Below are 12,462 nucleotides of genomic sequence, written 5' to 3'. Positions count from 1 at the left end.
CTCCCAAGCTAGTTGCTTCTATCAGCTCCTGAAAACAGTAAAAATCATCCGGTCCAGAACTCTTTGAATTCAAAGCGTCCGTTCTTTCCACTTGTTTAGCACTGCTCGTTCTTTCTCGGAATCCAGTCCTGCTTTCCGCCCTTCATCCGTCCGTCCCTGTTCCCAAGCAAGCGTATCCCGGATGGTTTCATTCAGCGGCCGGAATTCGAGTCCTGCATCCAGTGCTTTTGTGATATCAAGCGCCAGAAACCCCTCCATCTTTTCCCGGTCCGGCACCCATAACGGCATTTCCGACCACCACTGGACGCCGTTCTCCAACAGAAACTCTTCGTCGGTCCATGCCAATTCGCCGCTACTCTCAACAGCCGTCTGGCATTCCTGCAGAAACTGCTCCATCGTTAAAAGGGTTTCGGGGCCTGTCGCGTTAAAAGTGCCGCTGACTTTTTTTTCGGCCATCGCAATGATCCATTCCGCCAAGTCGCGTACATCGATAAACTGGATGCCTTTGTCCTTCCGGCCGGGCGCGAGCACTTCGCCGCCACGTGCAACGCGGTTTACCCAGTAATTGAAGCGGTCCGAATAATCATAGGGCCCGACGATCAACCCCGCTCTGACAATCAAGCTTCGTTCCGGAAAAGCCCCTTCCACTTCCTTCTCGCATAAATACTTCAATTCCCCATAATATTCATTGTATATGGGAACCCCTGTTTCTTTCTTCATTTCTTCCACTTTTTCGGACGGCAGCAGGCGAACCGGATGATTTTCGTCTATTCCCGGATTCTTCAGTTCGTCATAGACGGAGGCACTCGAGATGAATGTATAATGCCCTGCCGCCCCAGCGAGCAGCCCGGCCGACTCCTTGACGACCCACGGCACAAATCCGCACGTATCAATCACCGCGTCCCATGTCCGCCCCTCCAGCGCTTTCAAATCCCCGTTCCGGTCCCCAACCAGCTTCTCGGCCTCCGGAAACAACCCCGGATTCTCTTTTCCCCGGTTGAACAAAGTGACTTCATGCCCTTTTCGAAGAGCGGTTTCTGTCAAGAAACGCCCCAAAAAGCGGGTGCCTCCGAGAATTAAAATTTTCATAGCTATTCCTCCTCGTATAGTATGTGTAAGTTTTCGGAAATTGAACCACATCTCCTTATCAGTTGCGGAATATACGATATGGCTAGATAAATGCATATTCGCTATCGATTTTCTAAACTCCTTTTTCTCCAAAATTACTCAAGATAGATTTCAAATAAAAAAGACCAAGAGTTCGCTCTTGGTCCTTCTTGATTCTTATTCTATTACTTATACTCCGCCAAAATCGTCCCGATAAGGACTCCCATTACTTGCCCTTTGAATGCATCCGGAACAGATCCGCCTTCCGGATCTTTGTAATATAGAAGCGCGGATTCTTCATAATAAGTAAAACCCATCGCCGTTAATTTCGTAACCATCGACTCCGGTAATTCGCGGCTGCCGGTCAGACTCTCAAAATAAGGTGTTGCATAGATGGAAACGTCCACATCGTCCAAGCTGGATTCCAAGATGAACAAATCCGTATCGCTCTTTACAATCCATTGGCCTTTCGACAGGATCCCTAATTGCATATGCTCAAGTGTCGAGATGCCGTTCAAGTTTACTCCGAAAATCTGGTTGATCAGTGTTCGGCTTTCAGCACCCGTCAAGCTGTAATCGTGCTCTTTGATGTAGCGGTCCATCGCGGCGTTTTTCGTCAGTCCCATGATGCGCGCGTCCTGCTCGGTGGAATCCGGTGCCACGTTGAATGAAGCACGCAGGCTCTCCATCAGCCCTTTCGGATAAATGGAAAGTTTTGAACCGTAGTCGTTTTTCGATACGACATCTAAATCGATATCGAAGATCTCTTTTACAGCCCGGCGGATTTCATTGCCCTTCACTTTTTTGCCGAATGAAGCGAGGTACAGGTCCATCACTTGGAGTTTCGGCATTGTCTCGATCGTGTTGTCCAATTGCGTGGACTTCGAATCGACGCCTAGGCTTTCTCTCACCGCCCGCATTACGTGCTTCGAATACTTCGTTGCTTGGTCTACATGCTGCACTTCGTAAGACTGTGGGTTGGCATTCGCCGGTGATCCTTGTGCGAAGGTGCTGCCTGCTCCGCCGGTCAGCGCAATGCTTGTCATTATGCTGAATAAAACCACTTTTTTAGACATTGTCTTGAATTGAATTTTCATTTCTGTCCCTCTTTCTGCTTCTTGATCTTTGTGTTCCGATAATCCCTTAGTGTTGCAGTTGAATCTTTTTGACTATTTTTGCACATTGAGTAAATAGTATCATCAAAGAGCAAATAAAGAAATGAATAAATTCCATATACATACAACCAAAGGTTCTTATGTCACAATTATTTCAAGATTTCTTGGGAAGAACCTACGGATGAAAGGATTTCCCCTTCCGAAGTGGAGTTCTGTTTTGGAGGATTCGGAGGGAAAGTCAGTTGGATGGAGGTTACAGCTTTCGAATGAAGAAACCGGAGCACAAACAAAAAAAGCTTTCCCATGGTCATATTGAATGACCCAAGGAAAGCCTTGTGCTATTTTTGTGGAAAAGCTTCTACTTCCTAATCCGTCAAATGAAAAACGGAATAAAGAGGCTGGCGAGCAGCAAGATCAATGCGCCGCCGAGGCGGGAAGAAATCTGCGCAAATGGCATCAATTCCATTCTTCTGGCTGCGGATAATACGGCTACGTCGCCGGTTCCGCCCATGTTCGCCATGCAAAGCCCGGCGGTGATGGCTGCTTCGATCGGATAAAAGCCCATGAATTTCCCGACCACGCCAGAGCCGATAACTGCGCCAATCACGACAGCGAGCACGATCAGCACATACTCGATGCTTAACGCATTGAGTACCGCCGCCAAATCGGTATAGGCAACCCCGATGCCGACGAGAAGTGCGTTTGTCCAGTTGCGCGCGACGAATTCATACCACTGGCTCGCCCCTTCGACAATCACTTCCGGCATGACATTGGCCACTTTTAGGAATGCGACCAGCACGATCATGATGGCATAAGGATGCAATGGAATAAAGTCACCCAAGATATTGCCGAGGATATAGAAAGACACGGCAGCTAGCACCCCGATGCCCATCTTCGCCAAATCGTAAGCTGGCGACTCTTTTTTCTCGTAGTGGAAATTCCGGATCAATTGGCCGTTGCCCGTCAAGCTCGGGTATTTATTGCCGATCATGTGCAGGACGCTTGCCAAAATGATGGCGAATACGTTTCCGAGCGCCAAAGCCGGCACCAGGATCGATAAGTAATAGCCCGGGTCATTGCCCAGCATTTCGGAATAGACCTGCGACATCGGCACAGCGCCTGCCCCCATACCGCCGCCCATGATCGGCATTGCAATGACAAGCACCGCTTCTTGCACGCTGAATCCGAGGACCATGCCTACGAGTGCTGCAAGCAGCACAGCGCCCAGCACAGAAGCCAAAAGCGGCAGTGCATAGCGGACCCCGGCTTTCACCAGGATTTTCGACTCCATACCTAAAATACTTCCGGTAATCAACGCGGCGATATAGAAGTTCAGGAAATCCCCGTCTTTCATAAATTCTGAAATGGCAGTGGATGTGCTCTCAGGCATCAGTCCGCTGTAGACCATGTATGCAGAAGCGAAAATGGCGACAATCGCTCCGCCGCCCAAGAACGTGCGGACGATCGGTGTATGGTTGCCTAGCCAGCCGAACAGCTCCCCGAGCACCATCATGATCAGCAAGCCGCCGATCATGCCAGCGGGCAGGTTTTCCGTATACATCGCATAAATGGCAATGGCGGCAAAGATGCCGAACCATAGAACCGGCATGCTGAAAATCGTAAACCGCCCACCCGTCTTCTTCATTGGCACTTCCGGCGGTGCCTGTTGAGTTGTTTCTTTCATGTTGTCCACCTCTTCATCTTTTATTCAAAATACGTAAGCGCTTTCAGTTCGTAGTTTTCATATTAGACAAACTTTCAGACAACTTATAGCTTTTAAAAGTATTGATAGTATTGTAATTAAAAAAAGCAGCCGCATGGGCTGCTTGAACTTTTAGACAAAAGAATAATTATTTTTCAATTAAATGACTAAACCGAACGGAAACGGTGCTGGATCCTCCACTTCAGGCGGACGCGTTCCGCGGGCTCGCACCGAACTAACTCGGACTGGCGTCCGAGTGGATTTCGGCACTTCGCTATCCCGCAGGAGTCGCCGCCTTCCGTTCCGGATCTAAAGCCAGCGGCTTGGACCTAGCTACACAAAGCAGGGTAAGCGTCTTAACCCTTTTTTAGATATAGGTGATGCTACCGACTGGGCTGGCCACGGAGACTCCTGTGGGAGCAGCGAAGCGACTCGAGCTGAAGGCCCCGCAGGAAAGACTTGGCCTGCCAAGTCTTTGCGACGAAGCTAGCGCAGCGATGCAGGAGCATGGTTTTTCAGTGACGAGGAGACTGAAGCCGAGCCCACGGAAAGCGAAGTGGCCAGCCCGGTCGGGCTTATACTTCTCTATTCATCATAAGCAGACTTTGTCTTCAGTCTGAAGCAACTGCATGGGCTGCTTGTCATATATACGGATCGAGGCGGTGTGAGCCTGCCGGATCCAGGCGGTATTGGTAGATCGGGCGGCCGACGCCGTAGATCAGGTCTTCTTCGAGATAGCCGATTTCGGTCAGGAATTTCAAATACTTCCTCACCGATACCCGGGAAATACTGACGGCTTTTGCCAGCTCTTCTGTCGAGAATGTTCTTTCCCGGTTCATCAAAATCACTTCATTGATAGTTTGAAGGGTCGTTTTCGTCAGCCCTTTCGGCACTGCCTGGACTTTCGGCAGCTCGGCCACTGCTGCACTTTTTCTCCGGAGCAGACGGTCCAGTTCCTGCTGGCTGACCCGTTTGTCCTGATTGAATTTGTCATAATTATTTTTGTACTGGAGCAGCGCTTCTTGGAAGCGGCTGAATTCAAACGGCTTGATCAAATAGTCTGCTGCCCCAAGGCGCAACGCCTGCTGGATTTGAGCGATTTCGGAAGCGGCTGTGATCAGGATGACATCCAGGTCCTGTTTTCGTTCCCGGATCCATCTCAATAACTCCATGCCGCCCTTTCCCGGCATGTGGATGTCGAGCAAGATTAAATCGACATCCGTTTCAGCCAGGAACGCCATAGCGCTTTCCGCATTCTCTGCAAGGCCGCTGAGTACAAAGCCTTCGACTTTTTCGACGTATTGCCGGTTCAGCACCGCCACCATCGGGTCGTCCTCCACGATCATCACTTTAATCATCGCCGTCACCTCCTGCTTCATAAGGAATTATAACTTCAAATGTCGAGCCTTTATTCGGCTCCGAGTGTACTTCAACCGAGCCGCCGAGCTTTTCCACAGCCATTTTCACCAAGTAAAGCCCGTATCCTCTGTCATGGCCCGACTTGTTCGAAACCCCTTTTGTGAAAATGGCGTCCTGCTGTTCTTCCGGGATGCCCGTCCCATTATCCATTATGCTCATCGTCAGCAAGTCATCAATATAGGAAAACGAAGCCTGGATGCGCCCGCTTCCTCTTCCAGCGACATTGTCAATCGCGTTGTCGATGACATTGCCGGCAATCGTTATCAGTTCATGGGTCACTTCCGGATTCTTGGGCTTCGGAATTTCTGTTTCACAGCCCACTGACAGCTCGACATGCGCTTCCCTGGCATAGCTGATTTTGCCGATCATAAAACCGGCAAACACCGCATCTTTGAGATGGTGCGCAATCGTTCCGACTTCATGGGCCTGATGGTCGACGAGCTTCGCGATAAAGCCGGCCACTTGCTCATACTCCTCCAATTTAATCATGCCGAGCACGACATGGAGCTGGTTCATGAATTCATGGGACTGCGCGCGCAGCGTCTCCGCATACATCTCTACGCCGGTCAGCTGCTCGGCCAGCCGGTTCAGCTCTGTCTTGTCGCGGAAGGTGACCATTGCGCCGATGACGCCATCGTTCACCAATAGCGGAACCTGATTGGAAATGATCGATAAACCGTTGAGGTCCTGCTCTTCGTCTAGCACCGTCTTTTTCTTTTCCAGCACACGGTCCAGCGTAGCGCCCGGCAGAATTTCACGGATCGGCATGCCGACTGGCTCCCGGCCCCTTAGGCCCGCTTTCTGCAAAAGCTGCCTGGCGGATTTATTGGCCAGCACGATGTTGGACTCCTTGTCGATCGCAATGATCCCCTCGTAAGCCGAGTGGAGCATTTGGTTCCGCTCTTCGTGGATGCGCGCAATCTCGTAAGGCTCCAACCCGAACAGGCTGTTCTTGATGTAGCGCGCCAACCAGAAAGCGCCGAGAATCCCGACCAGCAACCCAATCAGCGAGCCGATCAGGATCTTTTTCTGGTTCTCCTCGACGGCCGCTTCGACTTCCTGCAGGGAAATGCCCACCGCCACTGCGCCAATCTGGTTTTGATCCTGGTCGAAGACCGGCGTGAACGACCGCACGGACTCCCCGAGTGTCCCTTCTGACCTCGACGTATATGCTTCGCCCCGGAGCACCCGCTTCTCGTCCCCGCCGACAAACGCCTCTCCGATCAGTTCGGCATTCGGATGGGATTTCCGGATGCCTTCCATGTCCATAGCTACGACAAATAAAACATCCGTAGCCTTCTGGATCGCCATTGCGTAGTCCTGGATTGCACCTTCATCGCCCCTGTCCTGCAATCCGTTCCGGATCACTTGGGACTCGGCCGCTGTCAGGGATATATTGACCGCTTTATCTTCCAACTGTCCCTCGATATTGCTGCTTGCTGTATCCGTAATGAGCAGGTTCGTGATGATCAAGGATACGAGCACAACCAAACATACAAAAAACACGATAATCGTACTCAATTTAAACCGTTTAGAAATCGTTGCCACCTCGTTCTGTAATGCAGGTTAGGATAAATGCTAAAAACTTCTACCGGGAAAGTTTACTTGATAATTTGGCTGATGTATAGAAGCGGATGGTCCCTTCATTGGCAGAAACTGCTCGGAATATGCCTTTTATCCGCTAAGAATTTTGGCAATAAAAAAACGTCCCGTGCGTTCAGCACGAGACGTTCCAGCAGCGAATAGCTTTAATTAATCCAGCGGCAAACCGATTTAAGCCAGGACGGTTCAGGATTTACAAATTCCGCTTCGAAGAAAGAAGTTCATTTCTTCTGCACGTTAGAACCGCTTCTTTAATCCCCTCGAATTCCGTAACGATCGGCTGCATCTTCAACAAGCCGTTCAAGCCGATGGATTTCTGGCTGCCTTTTTCCCGGTTGATTTGTCCGGAAGCCAGCACATAAAATTCCCACTGTTCGAGGTTCAGGGGATTCACCAATGTGCGGTCCTGCTCTTTCAATAAACAGAACACATATACATCCGCACTCCGTCCCATTTCCGTCGCGTATGTATTGGTGCTTGCTTCCCACGACATGGCCGGTCTGATACTGAATTGGATCGCCGAGTGTTTTGTTTGTGCCCAAGACTGAATATAAGCAGCAGACTTAACCTCGACTTTAATCCCGTCCGCTGTAACCAGATCATAAGCATCCCACTCCAAGCGCACACCATCCACCGCGCCCAAAGCTTTTCCAACAATGAACTCCGCAACCATCCCTCGCAGCGCATTGTTCAGCAGATCGGATTGATTCCATTGCCAGAACTCCAAAAGCTTAACTTCAGCAGTTCCGTTTGCGGAAATGAAAGGTTCTTCTCCGGTTTTCTTCATTTCTCAAGTCATCTTCTTAGCAAATAAATATATTAATCTCATTACTCCGCTTTGGTTATACCATTTCAAAATGTTTAAATGCAGCTAGAATATCCGATTGTTTACTTTCAGGACAGGGATGCACTCTATTGTGCCTCGAAATTCTTCTCGGAGAAATTCTGGGATTTAGTCCATGTACTTCTTTCATATGGGCAATCCAACAAGATTTCGCTGTGTAACCATTTTCCTTCTTGATATACGCCTGTATGTCTTTATAAGTCGCCATTTATTTTCCCTCCTATTTTTACAAATGCTCTTTTTAATATATTTGTAGTCGCAGTATTGTTCGAAAAGTTATTGAAAGTAATATTTCTAGGACTAAAACAATCTAGGCTTCCTATCTTAAACCAATACTTCCCAAGGCCTGACAATCTCATCAATTTTCGGTTTGGACTTTAGGATCAACTCGCTAACTTGTTTCACTCTGCTATTAATACCTTCTTTCTCAACCTGAAAACAGGAACGGCTCGGCGGCGGATCCGTTAATGTAAATACATCTACTAATCCTTGCTTGTGAAAGTCTCTGGCAATTGAGACTGGAACAATCGCCCACATTTCATCCTCTTCCAGAAAATCTTTCAGCATTTTTGCAGTGTCTATTTGAATGAAGGTGTTGCTCGTCGGTCCCCAATGCTTTTCATGCCAAATTTGATAATCCATTCCCCAATTAATAAAGAGCTGCTGCTCTGGACTTAATAGACTGTTATCAATTTCGTATGTAGTTGACTCAATTTTCTTCTTCTGAATCATAACCATCTGTTCTTCAAATAATTTCTGCACTTTGACGTTTTTCAAGATTCGGTCTTGCAGGGAAAACCCGATGTCAATGCTGTTTTGATCAATCAGATAGTAAATCTCATTGGACTGATGTGTATGGATTGCCAATCTGATGTCTGGTATTTGATGAAATACTACTGAATAAATATCTTTGAGGACATAATTATGAACACTGTCTACTGCACCTATACTAATCGTCGCCTCCCCGCTCGTTGACTTTAGATTTTTCGTTTCTAGATACAGGGCTTCAAATCTCAGGGCAAGTTGATAAAACCGCTCCCCTTCATGGGTCAGCGTCACACTTTTAACCCCTTTCTCTCGGTTCAACAAAACCACTTCATATTCTTTTTCAATAGAATAAAGTCTTTGACTGATCGTCGATTGGGAGACATACAATTGTTCAGCCGCTTTCGACAAACTCCCCAAACGGATAATTGTAAGAAAAGATTCTATCTGAATGTAATTCACTTGTTCACCTCTAATATCGATTTTACTTATATTTAATACTAATAAATTTAATTTTACACTATATAAAGTGGTCTTTATACTGACAGTAGTAAGTTATTTCTTAATTTTCTTACAAAGGGGGAAGCATTATGAAATGGTGGTTCAATTTGCCGTTGTACACGCAAATCGCAATCGGGGGATTAATTGGTATCGCTTTAGGTTTTTTATTGGGAGAAAACGCAAAATATCTTGAACCTGTAGGAACGTTATTTATAAATCTCTTGAAAATGCTTATTATTCCATTGGTTGTCACGTCTGTTCTAGCAGGCATCCTAAAAATGAAAGACGCCAAGTCGGTAGGTAAAATCGGAGGCGGATTTTTACTTTATCTCATATTAACGAGCTTTATCGCCACATCTATCGGGGTGCTTGTGGCTCTCGTTCTACAACCCGGAAAAGGGCTTCAATCTTTATTGGCTCATGGAGAGACAGTCGAAGCAGCCGAGTTTAGCTTTGTTGATCATTTCTTGACTTGGATTCCAACAAATATTTTTCAGTCTCTTGCAAATATGGAGATGCTTCCGATCATCTTGTTCACAGTATTTATTGGTTTAGTAATGATTACACTTGGCGAACACAATGTGCCGACCGTTACGAAATTCGTAAATGAAAGTGCCAATATCATGCTCAAGCTGACGAGCTTTATCATTCAATTGGCTCCTTATGGTATTTTGGCTTTGCTGGCAAGTCTAGTAGGAACGTTCGGATCAGACATGCTATCAGCTGTCATTAAATTTGTCATTGCTGATTATATTGCATTGATCTTGGTGCTCTTGATCGTATATCCAATCATCTTAAAGGTAACGACTGGCTTAAATCCGATTCAATTCTACAAAAACATTTATCCGTCGATGCTTTTTGCCTTCACTACATCGACCAGCACAGCAACAATCCCGGTTTCTTTACAAGTTACCAAAAATAATTTAGGCATTAGCCAAAAAACATCCGGCTTCACTATTCCTTTCGGAGCAACAGCAAATATGGATGGTTTCGCAGTGGCAATCGGGGTCATTTCGGTTTTTGCGGCCAATCTATATAACATCCCGATAACTTTAGGTATGATCCTTCAGTTCGTTTTACTAGGCTTGGTCTTGTCTATTGGCGCAGCAGGTGTCCGGGGTGCAGGGATTGTCATGTCCATCGTCCTTCTTGAGGCATTAGGGATGCCTTTATTGATCATTCCGATCCTGGCAGCTATTTGGCCGGTAATTGATATGGGGCATACTACGCTGAATATTGCAGGTGACTTGACTGGCACCACTGTAGTTGCTAAAAAGAATAACGATTTAAACGAAGCAGTTTTTAACTCTTCGAACAATCCAAAAGTGGATACGTCAAGCGAAGAAGTATTCTAATAAATTTATCGAAAGGTCGTGCTTCAAATGTCAGAACGCCATACAGATTTTTTCCCTGCAGACCTGCAAAACCAGCTTAACGGCCGGTTCTACTTTTTGAATCAGGACGTTTACGGTACACAGCGGCTTTTTTTTGAAAATGCTGGCGGTTCTTTGCGATTAAAATCTGCAGTAGAGGCTCAAACAAAGTACTCTGCATTTCCGGATTGCCCGGAACGTAATCATGACGTCGCATTAGATATTCGGAATGTGATTGATAAAGGAACTGAAGACATCCGCTTGTTTTTGAATGCACAAAGCGGCTCCATCGCTACATCACTGACCGCTTCAAAGCTGATGTTTGAAATCATCACTGCGGTTGCTGCATCAACATCTGCAGGAAACCTTGTCACTACGGCGATTGAACATCCATCTTCCTATGATGCATGCCAATTTGCTGCTGAACAATACCAGCACGAATTGCGTGTTGCCGCAGCTGATCCGGTGTCAGGAAGCATTCCGCTTTCGAATATTTTGGAACTGATCGATGAGCAGACGGTTCTTGTGTCTGTTATTTTGACTTCCAATATCACTGGGGCTATGCATGATATTAAGGAATACGCAAAAAAAATCAAAGAAAAGAATCCGGACACCGTAATTGTCGTGGATGCGGTTCAAGGGGCTCCCCACGGTGTAATTGATGTTGAAGACTGGAAAATCGACGCCCTGAACATCGCACCTTATAAAATGTTCGGCAATCGCGGAATCGGTTTTGCGTATCTTTCTGACCGCATCGCTTCTTTGCCGCACCATCGTCTGCTGGCGACCGCTTCAGACAATTGGCATGTCGGTAGCCCGACTCCTGCACATTTTGCAGGATTTACAGAAATCATCAACTATATTTGCGACATCGGCAGCTATTATAATGCTTCAAAAGACCGTAGAACCTTAATCGTCGAAGGAATGGAGCGCATTCATCAACAAGAACAAGCAATCCTCCACCGGTTTATAAACGGATCGACAGAAGCAACCGGAATTAAAAATTTACCAGGTGTCACTATTCACTTTGAACAAGTCAATAACATAAATCAGGATTTGATTTTGGCATTAACATTCGACAATATGTCCTGCTCAAAAGCAGTAAAAAAATATGGTGACCATAATATTCTCGTCTACGCCCGAGAGTCGACCAGCCACTACTCCAAGCGAATACTAGAAGCGATCGGCCTCGATGCCATCGTACGGGTATCACCGCTCCATTGCCACACCAAACAGGATGTGGATACTTTCCTGACAGTTACTCAAACCATTTTGTCAGAGGCGAATATAACCGTATAAAAAGGGCAGCTGCTTCAGAATCCTGAAGCAGCTGCCTTCATTAATTGGCATAATATTTTTATGACAGACTATTGCTATTCCAATTTAAGCCAATAGCCAATACACGCAAAACCTGACTCACTATTGCCTTTACTAGTGTTGCTACATACTACCGTCCGTCTTCTCAAGCTCCACAATCTTCTCGTAAAGCCCTTCCTCTTTCAGCCATTCCACAATCCGCTCTTTGGCAAATTCCTGTTCAAACTTGTACCAGTCTTCCGTCAAGTCCAGCGCATCCAATTGGTTCCGGAACTGCTGGAACGGTTTTTTTCGTTGCAGCGACTCCAGCAGTTTTTTCCGTTGGCTCGTGTCCGGCAATTGTCTTGCATACATTTCTCTTGCCTCATAGGCTTCCGGCGAAGTGAACTCCGGGATTATGATCAGGTCGTCCGCTGCTTCGACTTCTTCGTCCATTTCAAATTCGTCGTCGTATTCGGTATCGTCTTCATCTTCATCGTAGAATTCATCTTCAAACGGATCTTTCGGTTCGAAAATGATTTCTCCTGTCTTCACATTCAACATGCTTTGGAATTCTTCCGTCTGTATCAAATACTGGTCAGCCAACTCATCGATCAGCTTCATGGTTTTCGCCTCCGATACGTGTGATGAATGCGGTTCTGGTTTTATTTTAATGTATATGTGCAGATTTCGTAACCCTGCTATCTTAATGCTTGAGTTATACGATAAATTAATGGG

General features: G+C 46.7%; 11 protein-coding genes. 2 read left to right on the top strand and 9 right to left on the bottom strand.

The features are described 5' to 3' along the window. Positions 1-69: 69 nt before the first annotated feature. From ACTL32_RS10720 to ACTL32_RS10685, 8 genes are all read right to left on the bottom strand, one after another. Complete coding sequence (locus tag ACTL32_RS10720; protein ID WP_441341469.1) at positions 70-1,089, bottom strand: NAD-dependent epimerase/dehydratase family protein; 1,020 nt, start codon at positions 1,087-1,089, stop codon at positions 70-72. Positions 1,090-1,292: 203 nt separating this feature from the next. Continuing rightward, positions 1,293-2,204 carry a hypothetical protein gene (locus tag ACTL32_RS10715; RefSeq protein WP_441341468.1) on the bottom strand — a complete coding sequence of 304 codons (912 nt, stop codon included), beginning with the start codon at positions 2,202-2,204 and terminating at the stop codon, positions 1,293-1,295. Between the two features lie 391 nt (positions 2,205-2,595). Further along, positions 2,596-3,906: a 2-hydroxycarboxylate transporter family protein gene (locus ACTL32_RS10710; RefSeq protein WP_441341467.1), complete on the bottom strand. Its 1,311-nt coding sequence runs from the start codon at positions 3,904-3,906 to the stop codon at positions 2,596-2,598. A 659-nt stretch (positions 3,907-4,565) separates the two neighbouring features. Continuing rightward, entirely contained in the window at positions 4,566-5,282 is a 717-nt protein-coding gene (locus ACTL32_RS10705; RefSeq protein WP_441341466.1) for a response regulator, read from the bottom strand. After that, entirely contained in the window at positions 5,275-6,891 is a 1,617-nt protein-coding gene (gene dcuS / locus ACTL32_RS10700) for a DcuS/MalK family sensor histidine kinase (protein ID WP_441341465.1), read from the bottom strand. The genes ACTL32_RS10705 and dcuS overlap by 8 nt, the downstream gene beginning before the upstream one ends. Before the next feature lie 247 nt (positions 6,892-7,138). After that, entirely contained in the window at positions 7,139-7,732 is a 594-nt protein-coding gene (locus ACTL32_RS10695) for a hypothetical protein (protein ID WP_441341464.1), read from the bottom strand. A 55-nt stretch (positions 7,733-7,787) separates the two neighbouring features. Then, on the bottom strand, positions 7,788-7,997 hold the full coding sequence (locus ACTL32_RS10690) for a hypothetical protein (RefSeq protein ID WP_441341463.1): 210 nt from the start codon (positions 7,995-7,997) through the stop codon (positions 7,788-7,790). Positions 7,998-8,113: 116 nt separating this feature from the next. Continuing rightward, positions 8,114-9,016, bottom strand: a complete 903-nt coding sequence (locus ACTL32_RS10685; protein WP_441341462.1) for a LysR family transcriptional regulator — start codon at positions 9,014-9,016, stop codon at positions 8,114-8,116. Positions 9,017-9,144: 128 nt separating this feature from the next. Between ACTL32_RS10685 and ACTL32_RS10680 the strand changes: the two genes are divergently transcribed. Then, positions 9,145-10,410, top strand: coding sequence for a dicarboxylate/amino acid:cation symporter (locus ACTL32_RS10680; RefSeq protein WP_441341461.1), 1,266 nt, complete (start codon positions 9,145-9,147; stop codon positions 10,408-10,410). 27 nt (positions 10,411-10,437) lie between these two features. Beyond that, positions 10,438-11,727, top strand: coding sequence for an aminotransferase class V-fold PLP-dependent enzyme (locus ACTL32_RS10675; RefSeq protein ID WP_441341460.1), 1,290 nt, complete (start codon positions 10,438-10,440; stop codon positions 11,725-11,727). Positions 11,728-11,868: 141 nt separating this feature from the next. Here the strand turns inward: ACTL32_RS10675 and ACTL32_RS10670 are convergent, their stop codons facing one another. Next, positions 11,869-12,348 (bottom strand): UPF0158 family protein, encoded by a 480-nt coding sequence (locus tag ACTL32_RS10670; protein WP_441341459.1) that lies wholly within the window; start codon positions 12,346-12,348, stop codon positions 11,869-11,871. Positions 12,349-12,462 lie beyond the last annotated feature (114 nt).

The organism is Planococcus sp. FY231025, from assembly GCF_052078085.1.
Classification (GTDB): domain Bacteria; phylum Bacillota; class Bacilli; order Bacillales_A; family Planococcaceae; genus Planococcus.
Note: the sequence above shows the minus strand (reverse complement) of the source record. Positions and strands in the feature narration are given on the sequence as shown.